This is a genomic window from Bacillus sp. 204(2023), assembly GCF_037027505.1.
Classification (GTDB): domain Bacteria; phylum Bacillota; class Bacilli; order Bacillales; family Bacillaceae; genus Bacillus; species Bacillus subtilis.
On the sequence record NZ_JAXCHE010000001.1, the window covers coordinates 247,981 to 269,100 of the forward strand.

At 45.3% G+C, this 21,120-nt stretch carries 21 protein-coding genes, 1 other RNA gene and 1 other annotated feature; of the genes, 16 read left to right on the plus strand and 6 right to left on the minus strand.

Annotated elements, in window-relative coordinates; genetic code table 11:
- Positions 1-2: 2 nt before the first annotated feature.
- The 3 genes from WA279_RS01250 (at position 3) to dtd (ending at position 3,340) form a co-directional block, all read left to right on the plus strand.
- Entirely contained in the window at positions 3-515 is a 513-nt protein-coding gene (locus WA279_RS01250; RefSeq protein ID WP_015384246.1) for an adenine phosphoribosyltransferase, read from the plus strand.
- Between the two features lie 167 nt (positions 516-682).
- Positions 683-2,887, plus strand: coding sequence for a GTP diphosphokinase (relA, locus tag WA279_RS01255; protein WP_003229747.1), 2,205 nt, complete (start codon positions 683-685; stop codon positions 2,885-2,887).
- Between the two features lie 12 nt (positions 2,888-2,899).
- Positions 2,900-3,340 (plus strand): D-aminoacyl-tRNA deacylase, encoded by a 441-nt coding sequence (gene dtd, locus WA279_RS01260; protein ID WP_004398689.1) that lies wholly within the window; start codon positions 2,900-2,902, stop codon positions 3,338-3,340.
- Between the two features lie 25 nt (positions 3,341-3,365).
- On the opposite strand, the gene WA279_RS01265 is transcribed toward dtd, so the two are convergent.
- The gene (locus tag WA279_RS01265) at positions 3,366-4,922 is read right to left on the minus strand and encodes an SH3 domain-containing protein (protein ID WP_336153971.1); all 1,557 of its coding nucleotides are present in this window, start codon (positions 4,920-4,922) and stop codon (positions 3,366-3,368) included.
- Positions 4,923-5,054: 132 nt separating this feature from the next.
- Here WA279_RS01265 and WA279_RS01270 point away from each other — a divergent pair, with 132 nt between their 5' ends.
- From WA279_RS01270 to WA279_RS01290, 5 genes are all read left to right on the plus strand, one after another.
- The gene (locus WA279_RS01270; protein WP_004399157.1) at positions 5,055-5,225 is read left to right on the plus strand and encodes a YrzK family protein; all 171 of its coding nucleotides are present in this window, start codon (positions 5,055-5,057) and stop codon (positions 5,223-5,225) included.
- A gap of 59 nt (positions 5,226-5,284) precedes the next feature.
- Positions 5,285-5,517, plus strand: a binding site (T-box leader).
- Positions 5,518-5,607: 90 nt separating this feature from the next.
- Positions 5,608-6,882, plus strand: coding sequence for a histidine--tRNA ligase (gene hisS / locus WA279_RS01275; RefSeq protein ID WP_047182959.1), 1,275 nt, complete (start codon positions 5,608-5,610; stop codon positions 6,880-6,882).
- 13 nt (positions 6,883-6,895) lie between these two features.
- The gene (gene aspS / locus WA279_RS01280) at positions 6,896-8,674 is read left to right on the plus strand and encodes an aspartate--tRNA ligase (RefSeq protein ID WP_336153975.1); all 1,779 of its coding nucleotides are present in this window, start codon (positions 6,896-6,898) and stop codon (positions 8,672-8,674) included.
- A gap of 60 nt (positions 8,675-8,734) precedes the next feature.
- Positions 8,735-8,927: non-coding RNA, 6S RNA (ssrS, locus tag WA279_RS01285), on the plus strand.
- 81 nt (positions 8,928-9,008) lie between these two features.
- Entirely contained in the window at positions 9,009-9,773 is a 765-nt protein-coding gene (locus WA279_RS01290; protein WP_123372978.1) for a tRNA threonylcarbamoyladenosine dehydratase, read from the plus strand.
- 39 nt (positions 9,774-9,812) lie between these two features.
- Here the strand turns inward: WA279_RS01290 and WA279_RS01295 are convergent, their stop codons facing one another.
- Complete coding sequence (locus tag WA279_RS01295) at positions 9,813-11,078, minus strand: replication-associated recombination protein A (RefSeq protein WP_015714437.1); 1,266 nt, start codon at positions 11,076-11,078, stop codon at positions 9,813-9,815.
- Between the two features lie 202 nt (positions 11,079-11,280).
- Between WA279_RS01295 and cymR the strand changes: the two genes are divergently transcribed.
- The 8 genes from cymR to WA279_RS01335 all read left to right on the plus strand — a co-directional run bounded on the left by cymR (position 11,281) and on the right by WA279_RS01335 (position 18,064).
- Complete coding sequence (gene cymR / locus WA279_RS01300) at positions 11,281-11,697, plus strand: cysteine metabolism transcriptional regulator CymR (protein WP_003225879.1); 417 nt, start codon at positions 11,281-11,283, stop codon at positions 11,695-11,697.
- A gap of 18 nt (positions 11,698-11,715) precedes the next feature.
- Entirely contained in the window at positions 11,716-12,858 is a 1,143-nt protein-coding gene (locus tag WA279_RS01305) for a cysteine desulfurase family protein (RefSeq protein WP_014477512.1), read from the plus strand.
- A gap of 27 nt (positions 12,859-12,885) precedes the next feature.
- A complete protein-coding gene (gene mnmA / locus WA279_RS01310; protein ID WP_004398509.1) occupies positions 12,886-14,001 on the plus strand; it encodes a tRNA 2-thiouridine(34) synthase MnmA in 1,116 nt (371 codons plus the stop codon).
- Between the two features lie 85 nt (positions 14,002-14,086).
- Positions 14,087-14,707 (plus strand): tetratricopeptide repeat protein, encoded by a 621-nt coding sequence (locus WA279_RS01315; RefSeq protein WP_336154397.1) that lies wholly within the window; start codon positions 14,087-14,089, stop codon positions 14,705-14,707.
- Between the two features lie 24 nt (positions 14,708-14,731).
- The gene (gene recD2 / locus WA279_RS01320; protein WP_014477509.1) at positions 14,732-17,128 is read left to right on the plus strand and encodes an SF1B family DNA helicase RecD2; all 2,397 of its coding nucleotides are present in this window, start codon (positions 14,732-14,734) and stop codon (positions 17,126-17,128) included.
- A 55-nt stretch (positions 17,129-17,183) separates the two neighbouring features.
- The gene (locus tag WA279_RS01325) at positions 17,184-17,708 is read left to right on the plus strand and encodes a PRC-barrel domain-containing protein (protein ID WP_167408325.1); all 525 of its coding nucleotides are present in this window, start codon (positions 17,184-17,186) and stop codon (positions 17,706-17,708) included.
- An 11-nt stretch (positions 17,709-17,719) separates the two neighbouring features.
- Positions 17,720-17,911: a hypothetical protein gene (locus tag WA279_RS01330; RefSeq protein WP_003225893.1), complete on the plus strand. Its 192-nt coding sequence runs from the start codon at positions 17,720-17,722 to the stop codon at positions 17,909-17,911.
- A gap of 21 nt (positions 17,912-17,932) precedes the next feature.
- Positions 17,933-18,064, plus strand: a complete 132-nt coding sequence (locus WA279_RS01335) for a YrzQ family protein (RefSeq protein ID WP_003229780.1) — start codon at positions 17,933-17,935, stop codon at positions 18,062-18,064.
- Between the two features lie 34 nt (positions 18,065-18,098).
- Here the strand turns inward: WA279_RS01335 and WA279_RS01340 are convergent, their stop codons facing one another.
- The 4 genes from WA279_RS01340 to WA279_RS01355 are packed head-to-tail and all read right to left on the minus strand — an operon-like array spanning position 18,099 to position 21,054.
- On the minus strand, positions 18,099-18,755 hold the full coding sequence (locus WA279_RS01340; protein ID WP_336153982.1) for an amino acid ABC transporter permease: 657 nt from the start codon (positions 18,753-18,755) through the stop codon (positions 18,099-18,101).
- Positions 18,756-18,771: 16 nt separating this feature from the next.
- Positions 18,772-19,422 (minus strand): amino acid ABC transporter permease, encoded by a 651-nt coding sequence (locus WA279_RS01345; protein WP_336153983.1) that lies wholly within the window; start codon positions 19,420-19,422, stop codon positions 18,772-18,774.
- A 60-nt stretch (positions 19,423-19,482) separates the two neighbouring features.
- Positions 19,483-20,304 (minus strand): glutamine ABC transporter substrate-binding protein GlnH, encoded by an 822-nt coding sequence (gene glnH / locus WA279_RS01350; RefSeq protein ID WP_032722249.1) that lies wholly within the window; start codon positions 20,302-20,304, stop codon positions 19,483-19,485.
- A gap of 21 nt (positions 20,305-20,325) precedes the next feature.
- On the minus strand, positions 20,326-21,054 hold the full coding sequence (locus WA279_RS01355) for an amino acid ABC transporter ATP-binding protein (protein WP_336153986.1): 729 nt from the start codon (positions 21,052-21,054) through the stop codon (positions 20,326-20,328).
- Positions 21,055-21,120 lie beyond the last annotated feature (66 nt).

A 21,120-nucleotide genomic window follows, 5' to 3' on the forward strand; every position in this document is an offset into this window, starting at 1 on the left:
AGATGGATTTAAAACAATACGTAACAATTGTACCGGATTACCCGAAAGAGGGCGTGCAATTTAAAGATATTACGACACTGATGGATAAAGGCGATGTATACCGCTATGCCACAGATCAAATTGTTGAATATGCGAAAGAAAAGCAAATTGATTTGGTCGTTGGCCCTGAAGCGCGCGGCTTTATTATCGGCTGTCCCGTTGCTTACGCGCTTGGCGTAGGTTTTGCGCCGGTCCGCAAAGAAGGCAAGTTGCCTCGTGAAGTAATCAAAGTGGATTATGGCTTGGAATACGGAAAAGACGTATTAACGATCCACAAAGATGCGATTAAGCCTGGTCAGCGTGTGCTTATTACAGATGACCTGCTTGCGACAGGCGGCACAATTGAAGCGACAATCAAACTTGTTGAAGAACTTGGCGGCGTTGTTGCTGGTATCGCTTTCTTAATCGAGCTTTCTTACCTTGACGGCAGAAATAAGCTGGAAAATTACGACATCTTAACATTGATGAAATACTAAGGATAACCGCATAACGAAAAAGCACTCCATGTCAGGGTGCTTTTTTCCTATTGTTTTGCATTTATTTTATATAATATTTGGCTATTTGAACTTCTGCTCTTTACATCTTTCGTTTTTTTCTTGATAATAAACTACAATACAGTTTACATTTTAAAAAAGGTGATTCCATGGCGAACGAACAAGTATTGACTGCCGAGCAAGTTATAGATAAAGCGCGCAGCTATCTATCTGATGAGCATATCGCATTTGTCGAAAAAGCATATCTGTACGCTGAAGATGCTCATCGCGAGCAATACCGCAAATCGGGCGAGCCATATATTATTCATCCGATTCAGGTTGCGGGGATTCTCGTCGATCTTGAAATGGACCCTTCCACAATCGCGGGCGGATTTTTGCACGATGTCGTGGAAGATACAGATGTGACGCTCGATGATCTGAAAGAAGCATTTTCCGAAGAAGTGGCAATGCTTGTAGACGGCGTAACGAAACTCGGCAAAATTAAATATAAATCTCAAGAGGAACAGCAGGCGGAAAATCATCGCAAAATGTTTGTCGCTATGGCTCAAGATATCAGGGTCATATTGATCAAGCTGGCGGATCGTCTTCACAATATGCGGACACTGAAACATCTGCCTCAGGAAAAACAGCGGAGAATCTCCAATGAAACGCTGGAAATTTTTGCTCCTTTGGCGCATCGTCTCGGGATTTCAAAAATTAAGTGGGAATTGGAAGATACGGCGCTCCGTTATTTGAACCCTCAGCAATATTACAGAATTGTCAACCTCATGAAGAAGAAACGTGCAGAACGTGAGCTTTATGTCGATGAGGTTGTCAATGAAGTGAAGAAACGTGTCGAAGAAGTAAATATCAAGGCTGACTTCTCGGGACGCCCGAAACATATTTACAGCATTTATCGAAAAATGGTGCTGCAAAATAAGCAATTCAATGAAATTTACGATTTGTTGGCTGTCCGTATTCTTGTGAATAGCATAAAGGACTGCTACGCGGTGCTTGGCATCATTCACACATGCTGGAAACCGATGCCCGGCAGATTCAAAGATTATATCGCAATGCCGAAGCCGAATATGTATCAATCGCTTCATACAACGGTTATTGGGCCTAAAGGCGATCCGCTTGAAGTGCAGATCCGCACCTTTGAAATGCATGAAATAGCGGAATACGGGGTTGCGGCTCACTGGGCTTATAAAGAAGGGAAAGCAGCCAATGAAGGTGCAACCTTTGAGAAAAAGCTTTCTTGGTTCCGTGAAATTTTAGAATTTCAAAATGAATCGACAGATGCAGAAGAATTTATGGAATCGCTCAAAATTGATTTGTTCTCTGACATGGTGTATGTCTTTACGCCAAAAGGAGATGTAATCGAGCTTCCGTCCGGTTCTGTTCCGATTGACTTTTCTTACCGGATTCACTCTGAAATCGGCAATAAAACAATCGGTGCCAAAGTAAACGGAAAAATGGTTACGCTTGACCATAAGCTTCGGACAGGTGATATCGTTGAAATTCTCACCTCTAAGCATTCCTACGGTCCGAGCCAGGATTGGGTGAAGCTTGCCCAAACATCCCAAGCGAAGCATAAAATCCGTCAATTCTTTAAGAAACAGCGGCGTGAAGAAAATGTCGAAAAAGGCCGTGAGCTGGTCGAAAAAGAAATTAAAAACTTGGATTTTGAATTGAAGGATGTTTTAACGCCGGAGAATATTCAAAAGGTTGCTGACAAATTTAATTTCTCAAATGAAGAGGATATGTACGCGGCGGTCGGTTACAATGGCATCACAGCTCTGCAGGTGGCGAACCGCCTAACAGAAAAAGAGAGAAAGCAGCGAGATCAGGAAGAACAGGAAAAGATCGTTCAGGAAGTTACTGGGGAACCTAAGCCGTACCCGCAAGGAAGAAAACGGGAAGCTGGCGTTCGTGTCAAGGGCATCGACAATCTCCTTGTCCGTTTATCAAAATGCTGCAATCCTGTGCCAGGTGATGATATTGTCGGCTTTATCACAAAAGGCAGAGGGGTTTCGGTCCATCGCGAAGACTGTCCGAATGTCAAAACGAATGAAGCCCAAGAGCGGCTGATCCCGGTAGAGTGGGAGCATGAGTCACAGGTTCAAAAGCGCAAGGAATACAATGTTGAGATAGAGATTCTTGGGTATGACCGCCGCGGATTGCTGAACGAAGTGCTGCAGGCAGTGAATGAAACGAAAACAAATATTTCATCTGTCTCTGGCAAATCGGATCGCAATAAAGTGGCAACCATTCATATGGCGATTTTTATTCAGAATATCAATCACTTGCACAAAGTCGTCGAGCGTATTAAACAGATTAGAGATATCTATTCTGTGCGCCGCGTCATGAACTAAAGGGGTTAGAAAATGAGATTAGTTGTTCAGCGAGTAACAGAAGCAAGCGTTACAGTGGACGAAGAGGTCGTCGGCCAAATTGGACAAGGCCTCATGGTGCTGGTCGGCATCACTCATGATGATACAGAAGATGATGCAGCTTATTTAGCTGATAAAGTTGTCAATCTCCGTATTTTCGATGACAGTGAAGGAAAAATGAATCTGTCTCTTGTAGATATAGGAGGAGAGATTTTATCCGTCTCACAGTTTACGCTTTATGGAGATACGAAAAAAGGGCGCCGGCCGAACTACATGAACGCAGCCAAACCTGATAAAGCTTTAGGTCTTTATGAAAAATGGAATGACCTGCTTCGTGAAAAAGGAATCAAAGTGGAGACCGGAACGTTTGGAGCAATGATGGATGTTCAGCTTACAAACTCCGGACCGGTCACGCTCATTATGGATTCAAAATAAAAAAGCTGCCAAAAGGCAGCTTTTTTTATTGGAAGTACTTCTCTAATCCGCTTTCGATCCCATCTGTTACTTTTTCTTGGTATGAATTGCTATGTACAATGGCTTCTTCCTGCGGATGGCTTACATATCCCAGCTCGTACAGCATAGCGGGTTGTCTGTTTTCCCGGAGCACATAATAATCTCCGAATATTACGCCGCGGTCTGGAATGGAAGAACGCTTCACCACTTCTGAGTGGACATCTGATGCGAGTTCCTGATCTTTGGCAGGACTGTAGTAATATGCTGTACTGCCTCTTGTAGAGGTATCCGCATAGCTGTCATAATGAATGCTGATAAAGGCGTCAGCGTTGCGGTAGTGAGACGTAGAGACCCGTGACTGCAGGCTGACAAAGGTATCATCCTGGCGTGTCACATATACATCCGCTCCAGCCGATCTAAGTTTGCTGGCGAGCAGTTTTGCCGTTTTGATCGTCAGGTTTTTCTCGAATTTCCCCGAATACCCGATCGTTCCGCTGTCTTTTCCTCCATGTCCCGGGTCAACAATAATCGTTTTATTGTTTAGAGAGCCGTTTCCAGACGGGGAATCAGAGACTGGCGGTTCACCTGCTTCTTCTGCGCTTTTAGACGTTTGGACCACCCAATTGGCTACATAAGCAGTTTGCCCGTTATCAAGCTTTATTTCATACCAGCTTCCCTTTGAACCGGTAATGGTGTATGAATCTCCTTTGGCAGCGCGCTCAACGATCGAAGCTGATGTTGACGCATCACTTCTTAGATTCGTTCCTCCGTACATGATATAGGCTTTTTTAGCGGAGGATGAACTGCCGGCATTTGCTGAATCATCAGCTGGAACAGAACTAGTCAACAGGTAATGGCTTGCAACCCAGCCTTTTAGCCCGTTCACCTCAATGTGAGCCCAGCCATTTTTCTCGTTGAGAACCGTCAGTTTCGTTCCGCGATCAAGTTTTGTTATAATTGCCGCGTCATGTGAGGCGGAGGCTCTTACATTTAGCGAAGAAACACCGACTGTGCCCGTCGTTGACGCACCAGAATCCTCGGTTTGGTCACTCTCATCAGACGCTGAACTGCTGCCTCCTGATGTGACATATTCAGATGATACCCATCCGGTGGCACTTTGATAGGATATCTTGATCCAGCCCGAATCTTTATCAATGACAGATGCTTGGCTGCCTTGCGGGAATTTGCCGATGACTTCGTAGGAAGTGCCCGGGCCGCTTCTCATCCGCAGATCGGGGTCTGTTGATGTCACAGTGTCACTGCTTCCTGAGGAGCTTGTGCTGGCCTGGTCTTCCTTTGTAATAAGCCAGGAGACTACCCAGCCCTTTTCTCCGGAACCAAGCTGTATCTGCACCCAGTCTCCATCTTCCTTTAAAATCGGATAGCGTTCTCCCTTTTTTACTTCCGCTGTAATGCCGTAGCTAAGCCCAGGGCCGCTTCTGACGTTCATTTCATCTGTTGCGATGACCGCTTCTCCTTGAGCAGCTGTAACGGATGAAGAGGTCGGGAATAGCGCTGCGGTGAAAATAATACATACAATAAGGACAAAGTATTTCTTGTTCATTGTGTCCTCCTTTCTGATGATCATTAAAAAAGCATTCTTGTTTAATATCGTAAAGTCCTTTCTGATTTTTAAATAAAAATAAAATGATTTGTTTATACTAAGCGTAAATACAATCAAAAAGGTGTGCAAATCATGAAATATCATCCAAAAATGGGACGTGCATTTCACGACGGTGAAGCGAATCTGCATTACAGCGATCACGCAGATCCCGATACGACTGGTTATCTTACGGAGACAGCATCTGAATTTGGTCTTATGTCCAAAGAAGCAGCGCTGAGGAAAAACAACCGGAATAAAGCTTGACAGAGAACCCCAATCCCATTATTATAATAGAAATTGAGTACATAGCAAATGATGAAAGATTTGAACCAATAATGGAGAAGAGTAGGTCAGATTGCATGATTAGAGAGGAACCCGCCCCAGGCTGAAAGCGGATCCCATTGCGTCTTTCTCGAAACAACACTCCGGAGGTTTCTTGCTGAACGCGTGAATAACGCCATTAGGCAGTGAACGTGAACCTGCGTTAAAGGATCGAGCGGGAATATGAACGTATTCCAACTAGGGTGGCACCACGGGTATAACTCTCGTCCCTACTATCATGTATAGTAGGGGCTGGGAGTTTTTTTCATTTTCATCATTAACGATCATTGGATATTTTATAAGGAATACATAAGGAGGTCTACCTATGGGATATAACATTCCGAGAGGAACACAGGATATTCTGCCTGGAGAATCAGATCGCTGGCAGTATGTTGAACAAATTATGAGAGACACTTGCCGCACTTATCAATATAAAGAAATCCGCACACCGATTTTTGAGCATACAGAACTGTTTGCCAGAGGCGTCGGAGAATCAACGGATATCGTACAAAAAGAAATGTATACCTTCGAGGACCGCAAAGGCAGAAGCCTGACGCTTCGTCCGGAGGGGACAGCTGCTGCGGTTCGCGCTTTTAATGAAAACAAGCTGTTCGCAAATCCTGTACAGCCGACAAAGCTTTATTATGTCGGGCCGATGTTCCGTTATGAACGTCCTCAGACGGGCCGTTACCGCCAGTTTTATCAGTTTGGAATTGAAGCGATTGGTTCGAAAGACCCTGCAATCGACGCTGAAGTAATGGCGCTTGCGATGAGTATTTATCAAAAAGCGGGTCTGCAAAACGTTAAGCTTGTCATAAACAGTCTCGGCGATCAAGATAGCCGCAAAAGCTACAGAGAAGCGCTCGTGAAACACTTCGAGCCTCGCATCGAAGAATTTTGTTCAGACTGCCAGTCCCGGCTGCACACGAACCCGCTTAGAATCTTGGACTGCAAAAAAGACCGAGATCATGAGCTGATGAAATCAGCGCCTTCAATTTTGACGTATTTAAACGATGAATCGGCCGCTTATTTTGAAAAAGTGAAACAATACTTAAATGATCTGGGCATTTCGTATGAAATCGATCCGAACCTTGTGAGAGGGCTGGATTATTACAACCACACCGCATTTGAAATTATGAGCAATGCGGAGGGCTTTGGCGCGATTACGACACTTGCCGGCGGCGGACGCTACGACGGGCTTGTCGAACAGATCGGCGGACCTGAAGCACCGGGTATCGGATTTGCGATGAGCATCGAACGCTTGCTTGCCGCAATTGATGCTGAAAAACGAGAGCTGCCTGTTGATAAGGGAATCGACTGCTATATCGTCACACTCGGCGAAAAAGCAAAGGATTATTCTGTTTCATTGGTGTACAAACTGAGAGAAGCAGGCATTTCCAGTGAAATCGATTATGAAAATAAGAAAATGAAAGGCCAGTTTAAAACAGCTGATCGCTTAAATGCCAGATTTATTGCGATTTTGGGTGAAGATGAGCTTGCCCAAAACAAAATCAATGTAAAGGATGCACAGACGGGCGAACAGATTGAAGTGGCACTTGATGAATTTATACATGTGATGAAGGCAAACCAAAAGGGATAAGGAGTGAAACGCATTGTTTGGAAGAACATATTATTGCGGTGATATAACTGAAAAAGCAATTGGCGAATCTGTAACGCTGAAAGGCTGGGTCCAAAAAAGACGAGACCTCGGCGGATTGATTTTTATTGACTTGCGTGACCGTACGGGAATTGTTCAAGTCGTTTTTAACCCTGATGTGTCAAAAGAAGCGCTTGCTATTGCGGAAGGCATCAGAAATGAATACGTGCTTGATATTCAAGGAAAAGTGGTGGCGCGTGAAGAGGGAACAGTTAATCCGAATTTGAAAACAGGCGCGATCGAAATACATGCTGATGGAGTGAACGTATTAAATGCTGCAAAGACACCTCCATTTGCGATTTCTGATCAAGCTGAAGAAGTGTCAGAGGACGTTCGTTTAAAACACCGTTACTTAGATTTGCGCAGACCGGCTATGTTCCAGACGATGCAGCTGCGCCATAACGTGACGAAAGCTGTTCGCAGCTTTTTAGATGAAAACGGGTTTCTTGATATTGAAACGCCGATTTTAACAGGAAGCACGCCTGAAGGCGCACGTGACTACTTGGTGCCGAGCCGTGTGCACGAAGGTGAGTTCTACGCGCTGCCGCAGTCCCCGCAGCTATTTAAACAGCTTCTGATGGTATCAGGCATTGAACGATATTATCAAATTGCCCGCTGTTTCCGCGATGAAGACTTGCGTGCGGACCGCCAGCCTGAGTTTACGCAAATTGATATTGAAATGTCCTTTATGAGCCAGGAAGACATTATGTCATTGGCTGAGGAGATGATGGCAAAGGTTATGCGTGAAACAAAAGGTGAGGAACTTAAGCTTCCTCTTCCTCGAATGACGTATGACGAAGCAATGAACAAGTACGGTTCTGATAAACCGGATACGCGTTTTGACATGCTTTTGACGGATGTGTCTGACATTGTAAAGGATACGGAATTTAAAGTGTTCTCATCAGCTGTAGCAAACGGCGGCGTGGTTAAAGCCATCAACGTAAAAGGCGGTGCCGGCGATTACTCCAGAAAAGACATCGACGCTCTTGGCGCTTTTGCTGCAAACTACGGGGCAAAAGGGCTTGCCTGGGTGAAGGTTGAGGCAGACGGAGTGAAAGGACCGATCGCTAAATTCTTTGATGAAGAAAAGCAGTCTAAGCTAATTGAAGCACTTGATGCTGCTGAAGGTGATTTGTTGCTGTTCGGAGCGGATCAATTTGAAGTTGTGGCCGCATCACTCGGCGCGCTGCGTTTAAAGCTTGGGAAAGAGCGCGGGCTGATTGACGAAAACCTGTTCAATTTCTTATGGGTCATTGACTGGCCGCTATTAGAGCATGATCCGGAAGAAGGCCGTTTTTACGCAGCGCACCATCCGTTCACAATGCCTGTCCGAGAAGACCTTGAGCTGATTGAAACAGTGCCTGAAGACATGAAAGCACAAGCCTATGACCTCGTCTTAAACGGCTATGAGCTTGGCGGCGGTTCAATCCGTATTTTCGAAAAGGATATTCAGGAAAAAATGTTTGCGCTTCTCGGCTTCTCACCAGAAGAAGCGGCTGAACAGTTCGGATTCCTGCTGGAAGCATTTGAATACGGCGCTCCTCCGCACGGCGGAATCGCACTCGGCTTAGACCGTCTCGTTATGCTTCTCGCTGGACGTACGAACCTGAGAGATACGATTGCATTCCCGAAAACGGCAAGTGCAAGCTGCCTGATGACAGAAGCGCCAGGCGAAGTAAGCGACGCCCAGCTTGACGAGCTTCATCTTTCTATCAAGAAAAAAGTTAAGAACTGAATGTGCAGTTCGATTCTTGAAAATCAAAATCGTCTGTGATATGATTTTGACAAGTTAAATAAAGTCCTGATGTGTTAGTTGTACACCTAGTTTTGACCGAACATTTTTTTGATTTGGGAGCCCGCATTTTTAAATGGCGTACATGCCTCTTTTCATTCGGTAAAGAGGACTTACAAGATTTAAAAGAGGGCACCCACCTGCTGAGAGCGGGTTCAAAACAAAGGAAAGCTGCAACGGCACTATTGGGACTTTATTTTTTGTGCGCAGAAAAACGGCTGCTCATGGATCAGCCATTTTATAGATGAAACCAGAATACGAATGTGGAGTGAGGTTCTTGTTACACCAGTTTTCACGCAATGAATTAGCTATCGGAAAAGAAGGGCTTGAAACGCTGAAAAAGAGCACAGTTGCTGTGCTTGGAGTCGGGGGAGTCGGGTCGTTCGCGGCGGAAGCTCTCGCGCGGTCAGGCGTCGGCCGCATTCTGCTTGTCGACAAAGATGATGTCGACATTACAAATGTAAACCGTCAGCTTCACGCGCTGCTTTCAACTGTCGGACAGCCGAAAGTTGATTTAATGAAGGCGCGGATCGCAGACATTAACCCGGAGTGTGAAGTGATCGCGTTAAAAATGTTCTATACGGAGGAAACGTATGAGCAGTTTTTTGACTATGATCTTGACTATGTCATTGATGCGTCAGACACGATTCATTATAAAATTCATTTAATGAAAGAATGTCTGAAACGGGATATTCCGCTCATCTCCAGCATGGGTGCAGCAAATAAAACGGATCCGACGCGCTTCCAAATCGCTGATATCTCAAAAACGCACACTGATCCAATTGCGAAGGTCGTCCGTACGAGATTGCGCAAAGAGGGTATCAAAAAAGGTGTTCAAGTGATTTTCTCTGATGAAAGTCCGATTGTCATTCGGGAAGATGTCAGAAAAGAAGTGGGAAATGACGAAGCGAAAATCCGTAAAGCAAAAATGCCGCCTTCCTCTAATGCTTTTGTGCCGTCAGTTGCAGGTTTGATTATGGGCGGACATGTTGTCATGGATCTTTTGAAAGACATTGAAATCAAACGTGTGAAGGATAAATAATGCATAAAAACAGCCTTGATGATCAAGGCTGTTTTTGTTTTATTTTCTTTTCATTAATTTATCGTACACCTGCTTTAAGGCGGATTCGAATTTTCCTGTCTGTTTCGGCTTATAGTATTGCTTATTTTTAAGAGGATCAGGGAGGTATTGTTGTTCGACCCAACCGTTGTCGTAATTGTGCGGGTATTTATAGTCGATTCCTCTTCCTAATTCCTGAGCTCCTTTATAATGCGCGTCTTTTAAATGCTTCGGGACATCCCCAATTTTTCCGGCTCTGATATCTGCCAGGGCCTCATCGATTGCCAGAATGGCAGAGTTTGATTTCGGTGAGAGGCAAAGCTCAATAACTGCGTTGGCCAGCGGGATTCGCGCTTCAGGAAACCCGACTCGCTCAGCGGTCTGAATAGCGTTCAGCACTCTAGGGCCGGCTTGCGGGCTTGCTAAACCGATATCTTCATAGGCGATAACAAGCAATCGTCTTGCGATGCTCTCCAGATCACCGGCTTCAATTAATCTAGCCAAATAGTGAAGAGCAGCGTTGGCATCAGAGCCGCGGATCGATTTTTGAAAAGCGGACAGTACATCATAATGCGCGTCACCATCTTTATCGTGAGAAAAGCTTTTTTTCTGCAAGCATTCTTCCGCGGTTTCTAATGTAATGTGAATTTCACCGTCTGCTGACTCCTTCGTTGACAACACGGCAAGCTCAAGCGCATTTAAAGCGGAGCGGACATCTCCTCCGCATCCGTGGGCAAAATGCTCCATCGCCTGATCATCAATGGATACAGAATAGGTGCCAAGGCCCCGATGCTCATCATGGAGCGCACGTTCCAGTGCCTGTTTAATCAGATCAGGTGTTAACGGCTCAAGCTCAAAAATCTGGGTCCGGCTTCTGATCGCCGGATTAATGGCATGATACGGGTTAGCTGTGGTTGCTCCGATCAAAATGATCATCCCGTTTTCTAAATAGGGTAATAGAAAATCCTGTTTTCCTTTATCCAGCCTGTGGACTTCATCCAGAATCAAAATCACTTGGCCGGACATCTTGGCTTCCTGGGCTACAATTTCCATATCTTTTTTATTGTTAATGACAGCATTCAGCTTTCGAAAAGCAATACTTGTTGAACCGGCGATTGCTGTTGCGATTGATGTTTTTCCAATTCCGGGCGGCCCGTACAAAATCATGGATGACAAATGTTTTGCCTGGACCATTCTGCCAATAATTTTATCTTCAGCCACCAGATGCTGCTGGCCGATAATATCCTCTATTTTTGTCGGACGCATCCGATATGCCAATGGCTTCATCTATCATCTCTCCTTACTTAATTACAGGGTAACGGAAAACCGTACATTAGAAAAGGGGAAAGGCCCCTTTCCTTCTGCCTCAATGAAAATTCGCTGAAGGTATGTTATAATAACAGTTGGTCTATAAGATAATAAACGGACGAAACATATAGAAATTACCATTATAAATGTGGAAAATCATGAAATAACAGAGGTGTTCATGTTGAAAATATCAACTAAGGGAAGATACGGGCTCACCATTATGATCGAGCTTGCAAAAAAGCACGGTGAAGGCCCGACTTCATTAAAAAGCATCGCACAGACGAATAATTTGTCCGAGCATTATTTGGAGCAGCTGGTATCGCCGCTCAGAAATGCCGGTTTAGTGAAAAGCATCAGAGGCGCATATGGCGGATATGTATTAGGCAGTGAGCCGGATGCCATTACCGCGGGAGATATTATCCGTGTGCTTGAGGGGCCGATCAGCCCTGTTGAAGTGCTGGAAGATGAGGAGCCTGCCAAGCGTGAGCTCTGGATTCGCATCCGGGATGCTGTAAAAGAGGTTTTAGACAGTACGACATTAGAGGATCTTGCCAGCTATACAGACGGAGAGCAAGAAGCTTATATGTTCTATATTTAGATCAGAGGTGTAAACATAATGGAACGGATTTATTTAGATCATGCCGCAACGTCTCCGATGGATGAGCGCGTGCTGGAAAAAATGATACCGCACTTCTCCGGCAGTTTCGGTAATCCATCCAGTATTCATTCATTTGGCAGAGAATCTCGAAAATGGGTGGATGAAGCAAGAGCGCAGATCGCAGCAGAAATCGGAGCGGCAGAGCAGGAGATCATTTTTACAAGCGGGGGAACGGAAGCTGATAACTTGGCGATCATGGGAACCGCACTTGCAAGAAAAGATCTTGGCAGACATATCATCACAACAAAAATTGAGCATCACGCCGTGCTTCACACATGTGAAAAACTTGAGGAAGACGGATTTGACATAACGTATCTGGACGTTGACCAAAATGGAAGAGTCAGTGCAAAACAGGTGAAAGAAGCACTGCGTGATGATACAATCCTTGTGACAGTGATGTATGGAAATAATGAAGTTGGAACAGTGCAGCCGATCGAAGAAATCGGTGAGCTGTTAAAGGAACACAAAGCTTATTTTCATACCGATGCTGTTCAGGCATTCGGGTTGCTGCCAATTGATGTGAAAAACAGCCATATTGACCTTCTGTCTGTTTCCGGGCACAAGCTCAACGGGCCAAAAGGGACAGGCTTTTTATATGCTAGTAAAGATGTGAAGCTTTCACCGCTTTTATTCGGAGGAGAGCAAGAAAGAAAACGCCGTGCCGGAACGGAAAATGTTCCAGGCATTGTCGGGCTGAAAGAAGCGATTAAGCTGTCAAGTGAAGAACGGGACGAAAAAAACGAGAAGTATCAATCGTTTAAAGCAATCTTTGCCGACACGCTTAGAGATGCAGGTGTGGCATTCGAGATCAACGGGGACAAAGAGCATAGTCTGCCGCATGTTCTGAATCTTTATTTCCCCGGTGTGTCAGTGGAAGCCCTGCTGGTTAATCTTGATATGGCGGGTGTCGCTGTCTCCAGCGGTTCAGCGTGCACGGCCGGTTCAGTCCTGCCGTCACATGTTCTGACTGCTATGTTCGGAGAAGAGAGTGACCGGCTGACGTCCTCTATTCGAATCAGCTTCGGCCTCGGCAATACGGCTGAGCAAGTGAAAACTGCTGCCAAACATGTGGCCGACGTTGTCAAACGGCTGACACAATAAGGCGGCTTAGTAATTGGAGTGAATGAAATGGAAAAACGGCCGGAGGATACAAGAGTCGTCGTCGGCATGTCCGGCGGAGTAGACTCATCTGTGGCGGCCCTGCTGTTAAAAGAACAGGGCTATGATGTAATCGGAATCTTTATGAAAAACTGGGATGATACGGACGAAAACGGTTTTTGCACGGCGACAGAGGATTATGAAGATGTGATCCGCGTCTGCAACCAAATCGGAATTCCGTATTATGCCGTAAACTTTGAAAAGCAATATTATGAGAAGGTATTTCAATACTTCCTTGATGAATATAAAGCAGGCAGAACACCAAACCCGGATGTACTGTGCAACAAAGAAATTAAATTCAAGGCCTTTTTGGAGCATGCATTGTCACTTGGCGCCGACTATTTAGCGACTGGCCACTATGCAAGAGTGGACAGAAGCGGCGGAAAAGTCAGAATGCTGCGCGGCATTGATGAAAACAAGGATCAAACGTACTTCTTGAATCAGCTGACAGAAGATACGCTGAGCAAAGTCATGTTTCCGATCGGCGAACTTCAAAAAAGCCGTGTGCGTGAAATCGCCAAAGAAGCAGAACTTGCAACGGCGACGAAAAAAGACAGTACAGGCATCTGCTTTATCGGCGAACGCAACTTCAAAACGTTTCTCAGCCAATATCTCCCTGCACAGCCGGGCGATATGATGACGATGGACGGCGAAGTAAAAGGCCGTCACGACGGGTTGATGTACTATACGATCGGACAGCGTCACGGCCTTGGCATCGGCGGAAGCGGCGAGCCGTGGTTTGCGGTAGGGAAAGATCTTGAAAAGAACATCCTCTACGTAGATCAAGGGTTCCATAACCCTCTTTTATATTCCGACAAAATCACAGCAACAAATATCAGCTGGGTACGTTCGGATATCATGAAGGGCGAAGAGATTTCCTGCACGGCTAAATTCCGTTACCGCCAAGAGGATCATAAAGTAACGGTGCGCATGACTGGCGAGGGTGAAGCGGAAGTCATCTTTGATGAACAAGTCCGCGCTGTAACGCCTGGACAAGCCGTTGTCTTCTATGACGGCGAAGAATGCCTTGGCGGCGGGACAATTGATGATGTGTACAAAGACGGAACAAAATTGTGGTACGTATAAAAGATGAAAAACCTCAACACTGAGTTGGGGTTTTTTAATGAAAGGAAGATGATCGGTGGATTATAATCAACTCGGTATAGAGGCGATGCAGGAAGGCGATTACGAGAAAGCGGCAGAGGCATTTACAAAAGCGATTGAAGAAAATAAAGAAGACGCGATTCCGTATATCAATTTTGCCAACCTGCTTTCATCCGTAAACGAGCTGGAACGTGCGCTTGCGTTTTATGATAAAGCGCTTGAATTAGAAAGTAGCGCAGCCACTGCTTATTATGGAGCAGGAAATGTCTATGTTGTAAAAGAAATGTACAAAGAAGCGAAAGACATGTTTGAAAAAGCGCTTCGTGCGGGGATGGAAAACGGCGACCTGTTTTACATGCTCGGAACGGTACTTGTCAAGCTCGAACAGCCTAAGCTTGCACTGCCATATTTACAAAGAGCGGTCGAACTGAATGAAAGCGATACGGAAGCGCGTTTTCAATTCGGGATGTGCTTAGCCAACGAGGGCATGCTGGACGAAGCGCTCAGCCAATTCGCAGCTGTAACAGAGCAAGACCCGGGGCATGCAGATGCATTTTATAATGCCGGTGTCGCTTATGCTTATAAAGAAAACCGAGAAAAAGCGCTTGAAATGCTGGACAAGGCAATCGATATCCAGCCAGATCATATGCTTGCGCTTCATGCTAAAAAACTGATTGATCCATCATAACAGGCACAGGAGGAGGGACAGCTCGTGCAGCAGCATCCGGATCAGCTTAAACTGGAGGAAGAGCCCTATTTAAAAGGGACAGTCAACACAGTCATCTATCATAATGACACCAATTTATATACGGTTCTGAAAGTGAAAGTCACAGAGACCTCCGAAGCCATTGAAGATAAAGCCGTATCCGTGACGGGCTACTTCCCTGCGCTTCAAGAAGAAGAGACCTACACGTTTTACGGAAAGATCGTAACCCATCCAAAGTTCGGGCTCCAATTTCAGGCGGAGCATTTCAAAAAGGAGATTCCGACGACTAAGGAAGGCATCATTCAATATTTATCGAGTGATTTATTCGAGGGGATCGGCAAAAAAACAGCTGAAGAAATTGTGAAAAAGCTGGGCGACAGCGCCATTAATAAAATATTGGCTGATGCTTCAGTGCTTTATGATGTTCCCAGACTCTCAAAAAAGAAAGCCGACACGCTGGCTGGCGCATTGCAGCGGCATCAGGGACTGGAGCAAATCATGATTTCCTTGAATCAGTTTGGTTTTGGCCCGCAGCTGTCTATGAAAATCTATCAAGCCTATGAATCCGAGACGCTTGAAAAGATTCAGGAAAACCCTTATCAGCTTGTGAAGGATGTAGAAGGCATCGGGTTTGGGAAAGCGGATGAGCTGGGCAGCAGAATGGGTCTTTCGGGTAACCATCCTGAGCGGGTAAAAGCTGCTATTTTGTACACGCTTGAAACGACTTGTCTGTCAGAGGGGCACACGTACATAGAAACGGAACAGCTGATCATCGACACTCAATCACTGTTAAACCAGTCAGCAAGGGAAGGGCAGCGCATCACAGAAATGGATGCCGCTAACGCGATTATTGCCCTTGGAGAAAATAAAGACATTGTCATAGAAGATGGCCGCTGTTATTTTCCTTCGCTGTTTTACGCAGAACAAAACGTTGCAAAGCGTGTGAAACATATCGCTAGCCAAACCGAATATGAGAACCAGTTTCCCGAATCAGAGTTTTTGCTCGCGTTGGGAGAACTGGAAGAACGGATGAACGTTCAGTATGCCCCCAGCCAGAAGGAAGCGATTCAAAAAGCTCTTTCCTCGCCGATGCTTCTTTTAACAGGCGGTCCTGGAACAGGGAAAACGACGGTAATCAGAGGGATTGTCGAGCTCTACGGAGAGCTTCACGGTGTGTCACTAGACCCGTCAGCTTATAAAAAGGATGAAGCTTTTCCGATTGTTTTGGCCGCTCCGACAGGGAGAGCAGCAAAACGGATGAGTGAATCAACGGGACTTCCTGCAGTCACGATACACAGGCTGCTTGGCTGGAACGGCGCTGAAGGCTTTACTCATACAGAGGATCAGCCGATCGAAGGGAAGCTGTTAATTATCGATGAAGCCAGTATGCTTGATATATGGCTGGCGAACCATTTGTTCAAGGCGATCCCTGATCATATACAAATCATCATTGTCGGAGACGAAGACCAGCTGCCTTCCGTCGGTCCGGGACAAGTGCTCAGAGACCTGCTGGCATCCCAGGTGATTCCGACTGTGAGACTGACAGACATCTATCGCCAGGCGGAGGGGTCATCAATCGTCGAGCTTGCCCACCAGATGAAAAATGGATTGCTGCCGAACAATTTGACTGCCCCGACAAAGGACCGTTCCTTTATTCGCTGCGGCGGGTCGCAAATCAAAGAAGTAGTTGAGAAGGTTGTCGCCAATGCATTGAAAAAAGGCTATACAGCAAAGGACATTCAGGTCCTCGCTCCGATGTACAGAGGAAAAGCCGGCATTAATGAATTGAATGTGATGCTGCAGGACATTTTAAATCCTCCTAAAGAAAAACGGAGAGAATTGAAGTTCGGGGATGTTGTCTACAGAACCGGAGATAAAATTTTGCAGCTTGTCAATCAGCCGGAAAACAATGTATTCAACGGAGATATTGGCGAAATCACGTCGATATTTTATGCAAAGGAAAATACAGAAAAAGAAGACATGGCCGTTGTTTCTTTTGATGGCAATGAAATGACGTTTACGAAAAAAGATTTTAATCAATTTACCCATGCGTATTGCTGTTCTATTCATAAATCGCAGGGAAGTGAATTTCCGATTGTGGTTTTGCCTGTTGTGAAAGGCTATTATAGAATGCTCAGAAGAAACCTTCTTTATACCGCGATTACAAGAGCGAAGAAATTTCTCATTTTATGCGGTGAGGAGGAGGCGCTGGAGTGGGGCGTGAAAAATAATGATGCAACTGTCAGACAGACCTCCTTAAAAAACAGGCTGTCCGTACAGGTTGAGGAAATGGATGCCGAGCTTGAGGCTCTCCAAAAAGAGCTCCCGTTCAGCGTACACGACGCCAACATTGGCATGGAAGGCATTACACCATTCGATTTTATGAAAGAAGAACAGCAATAAAATGCTCCCGTGCAAGCGGGAGTTTTTTCATTTGCAGTGGAATTGATTTCATCGTATGAGTCTAAGGCGCAAAGCAAAACCTAAGCCTGTTCAACAAAAGGTGGTTGATCACACTTTGAGAACATGCCATGAAGTAGAAGGATTCCCAGTATACTCAGAACGAACTTCTTGTTATCTCGGGGCAATTTCCGATATTTGTTTTTCTCTGAAAGGAGATTGTCTTGGGTTTATTCTTGCACAAAAACGCTTTTTGCATCATCATCATGCGCTATTACGGGCGTGTGATATCTCTTCCATTTTTGATGACCGCATATTGGCTTCGGTCAGTTCAGAACAGCTTTTGCCTCTTCCGAAATCATGCTTCACATACGAGCAGATGAAGATGAAGCTTGTGAAATCGCAAGAGGGCGATATATTGGGGATGCTGGAAGATGTATACTTTTGTTTGGACAGGGGCATAATCGTAGCATATGAACTCTCGGACGGTTTCTTTTCTGACCTGGCGGGAAGCAAGCGCCAGATCCAAAGAGCGGATTCGCTTGTCGAGGTGCGGAAAGACGAGATCGTTCTGAACGGATAGAGGTGTGAGGTATGCTTATATGCCCGAATTGCAAAAGTAAGGATATCGGCAAAATCGGCGTGAACCAATATTATTGCTGGGGCTGTTTTATTGAACTGACAGTGGCGAAAGGGAAGATTGCAACTCATCAGGTGGAAGAAGACGGAACGTTAAGCAGCTTGGATGATTTGTTTTCTGAGGATGAACGCAGCATCAATTTTTAATCATGAAAGGAGATGCGCAGGATGAATCGGACGATGACTTCTCTTTTGGCAATGGGAGCCGGAGCTCTCGTGTACCGAATGGCGACTCAATCTGACATGCTGAATAATCGAAGCATGAAGCGGATGAGAAGAAGAATTACGAAAATGTTTTAATGCAAAAAGGATACTCTCCAAAGAGTATCCTTTTCTATGTTTGCCGGACCTCGAGGCGTCTTGCTGCGAGTGAAAGGCTGTAGTTGACTGCGAAATACATAAGGGCCGCAAGTAAAAAGATCGGGAAAAAATAACTGCCGTCTGCGCTTTGGCCGTTAATAATTTGCGCGTTGTGAATCAGTTCAGGCAGGGCGATCACAACAGCGAGCGATGTATCTTTTAATAAAGAAATAAACTGGCTTACGATGGGCGGAACCATGCGGCGAAGCGCTTGCGGCATGACGATAAAGAACAGGGTCTGTGTATAGCTCAACCCGGAGGTGCGCGCCGCTTCAATTTGTCCTTTGTCAATTGATTTCAGTCCGCTTCGGATAATTTCAGATAGCATAGCGGATTCAAAAATCGTTAGTGCTGTAATTGCAGCAGCTGTAATTTCAAGTTTAATCCCAATTTCCGGAAGGGCAAAAAACGTAAAGAAAATAATTAACAGCAAGGGGAGGTTTCTGATCGTTTCAACGAGAACCGCAATCAATTGAGAAAGAACGGGAACTTTCGCATAACGCAGGGTGCCTGCGATTAAACCGAAGAAAAAGCTCAGAATGATGGAGATGAAAGCAACGTACAAGGTGACGAGAAAGCCAGCCCATAAAAACGCTAAATGCTCCTGTGAATAAGCACCAATGAAATCCAATGTAACTCACTCCTTATCAATAGCTTTTTTCCAGCCGTTTTTCCAGATAGTTAACACCGATGCTAAGCGGAATCGTCAGCACTAAGTAAAAAAGCGCCACAAAAATATAAACATCAAATACAACGAGTGTGCTCGACGAAACTAAATCGGCCTGGTACATAAGATCCAATCCGGCCACAACCCCAAGAATCGAAGAGTTTTTGACTAAGTTTAAAAATTGATTGCCTAAAGGCGGAATGACGATTTTGATTGCCTGCGGCAAAATGATATGGAGCATGGCCTGGCTGTAGGTAAAGCCTGACGAGCGTGCCGCTTCCATCTGCCCTTTTGAAACAGACTGGATGCCTGCTCTGATGGCTTCAGCGATAAACGCAGAGGTATAAATGGTGAGAGCAACCGTTCCCGCTTGAAAACCGTCAAGCCTCAGGCCTGCGTTTGGAAGTCCGAAATAGAAAATAAAGGTAATTAAAAGAAGAGGGATGTTGCGGATGAATTCTACATATGCGGTCCCGAGCCATTGCAGCGGCTTAAAGACTGTTATTCTCATAACCGCTACAGCAACGCCGAGGACAAAACTGCCGGCCAGCGCGATAACACTTGCGAGTAAGGTATGGTAAAAACCGTCCATATACATGCCGAAGTTATCGAAAAGAATTGACACATTCATCTGCCTATTCACTCCTTATCAAATTGGGATGAGCATCGCCTGCTCATCCCGGGATGGTTGTTATTCAGCTGGGTCTTCTTTAATCCATTTTTTATAAATTTCATCGTACCTGCCATCCGACTTCATCTTTTTAAGTGAAGCGTTGATTTCCTTCGCGAGAGCAGATTGCCCTTTTTTCACGGCGATCCCGTAAGGCTCATCTGTAAAAGGCTTTCCTGTTAATTGATAATTTTTATTTTCATCAGCCATTCCATATAAAATCGCATTATCTGTGGTGAGGGCATCGCCTTGCCCCGATTTAAGGGCTGTAAAGGCTTCTGCGTAGTTTTCAAATTCTAAAACAGATGCTTCAGGCGCCTTTTCACGAATGTTTTGAGAGGAGGTGGAGCCTTTTACTGCAAGAACTTTTGAGCCTTTGCCAAGATTCTCGACACTCTTGATTTTGCTGCCTTTTTTCACGAGCAGCGATTGCCCGGCCTCGAAATAGACATCAGAAAAGTCAACTTCCTTTTTTCGTTCTTCAGTGATCGTCATTGTGGCGACAATGGCGTCGATATCCCCGTTTTGCAGCATAGGAATCCTTGTTTTTGAGGTGACCTCTTTAAATTCAGCTTTTTTCTCATCGCCTAAAATGTCTTTAGCGATTTGTTTGGCAATATCAATATCAAAACCCTCAATCTCACCTGAGCTTGGATTTTTAAGACCGAACAGTCGAGTGTCCGTTTTTACGCCGAAGACAATTTTGTCATTGTCTTTAATGGCGGCTAGCGTATCTTTTTTGCTCTCCTTTGAGGCTTCTCCGTTTGATCCCTTGCTGCCGCAAGCGGCAAGCAAGATGACAGCGAATAAAGAAATCAATGCTAAAGAAAAAATCTTTTTCATACAAGCTCCCCCATTTCTGTTCTAATGATTTAAAATACGGCTTAAGAATAAGCGGGCCCGTTCTTCCTTCGGGTTCGCGTAAAACTCAGCCGGCACTGCTTCTTCTAAAATCTTTCCTTCGTCAATGAAGACAATCCGGTCGGCAACTTCTTTGGCAAACCCCATTTCGTGTGTCACGACAACCATGGTCATGCCTTCTTTTGCGAGTGTTTTCATGACATCTAGCACCTCACCGATCATTTCAGGATCAAGTGCTGATGTCGGCTCGTCAAACAGCATGACCTCCGGCTTCATCGCCAGTCCTCTTGCGATGGCAACACGCTGCTGCTGCCCACCGGAAAGCTGGGAAGGATAGGCGTCAGCCTTGTCTGGGATGCCGACTTTTTCAAGATAGTACCGCGCCGTTTCCTTTGCTTGTTCAGGTGATTGTCTAAGCACTTTTACCGGAGCCAGCATGATGTTCTGCAGCACTGTTTTATGCGGATATAAATGAAAGTGCTGAAACACCATCCCGATATTCCGCCGCACTTGATTGATATCAGTTTTTCTGTCGTTAATGGCGGTGCCGTTTACTGTGAGCACTCCCTCATTGATCGTCTCAAGTTTGTTGATGCATCTGAGCAATGTGCTTTTACCGGAACCGGATGGGCCGATGATAACAACGACTTCACCTTTTTCGATTTGAAGATTAATTTGTTTTAACACGTGAAAATCTCCGTAATGCTTGTTTACATTTTGAAATGTGATCATCGCAATCCTCCTATCAGAAAACTTGACCAAAAAAGTAAATGATCAAACTTTTCTGAAAATTAAATG

Excerpts from the sequence above, each read along its gene's own strand:
- WA279_RS01250 (WP_015384246.1), top strand. The coding sequence starts at position 3 with ATGGATTTAAAACAATACGTAACAATTGTACCGGATTACCCGAAAGAG.
- relA (WP_003229747.1), top strand. The coding sequence starts at position 683 with ATGGCGAACGAACAAGTATTGACTGCCGAGCAAGTTATAGATAAAGCG.
- dtd (WP_004398689.1), top strand. The coding sequence starts at position 2,900 with ATGAGATTAGTTGTTCAGCGAGTAACAGAAGCAAGCGTTACAGTGGAC.
- WA279_RS01265 (WP_336153971.1), bottom strand. The coding sequence starts at position 4,922 with ATGAACAAGAAATACTTTGTCCTTATTGTATGTATTATTTTCACCGCA.
- WA279_RS01270 (WP_004399157.1), top strand. The coding sequence starts at position 5,055 with ATGAAATATCATCCAAAAATGGGACGTGCATTTCACGACGGTGAAGCG.
- hisS (WP_047182959.1), top strand. The coding sequence starts at position 5,608 with ATGGGATATAACATTCCGAGAGGAACACAGGATATTCTGCCTGGAGAA.
- WA279_RS01295 (WP_015714437.1), bottom strand. The coding sequence starts at position 11,078 with ATGAAGCCATTGGCATATCGGATGCGTCCGACAAAAATAGAGGATATT.
- WA279_RS01305 (WP_014477512.1), top strand. The coding sequence starts at position 11,716 with ATGGAACGGATTTATTTAGATCATGCCGCAACGTCTCCGATGGATGAG.
- mnmA (WP_004398509.1), top strand. The coding sequence starts at position 12,886 with ATGGAAAAACGGCCGGAGGATACAAGAGTCGTCGTCGGCATGTCCGGC.
- WA279_RS01315 (WP_336154397.1), top strand. The coding sequence starts at position 14,087 with ATGCAGGAAGGCGATTACGAGAAAGCGGCAGAGGCATTTACAAAAGCG.
- WA279_RS01325 (WP_167408325.1), top strand. The coding sequence starts at position 17,184 with ATGAGTCTAAGGCGCAAAGCAAAACCTAAGCCTGTTCAACAAAAGGTG.
- WA279_RS01330 (WP_003225893.1), top strand. The coding sequence starts at position 17,720 with ATGCTTATATGCCCGAATTGCAAAAGTAAGGATATCGGCAAAATCGGC.
- WA279_RS01335 (WP_003229780.1), top strand. The coding sequence starts at position 17,933 with ATGAATCGGACGATGACTTCTCTTTTGGCAATGGGAGCCGGAGCTCTC.
- WA279_RS01345 (WP_336153983.1), bottom strand. The coding sequence starts at position 19,422 with ATGAATGTGTCAATTCTTTTCGATAACTTCGGCATGTATATGGACGGT.
- glnH (WP_032722249.1), bottom strand. The coding sequence starts at position 20,304 with ATGAAAAAGATTTTTTCTTTAGCATTGATTTCTTTATTCGCTGTCATC.
- WA279_RS01355 (WP_336153986.1), bottom strand. The coding sequence starts at position 21,054 with ATGATCACATTTCAAAATGTAAACAAGCATTACGGAGATTTTCACGTG.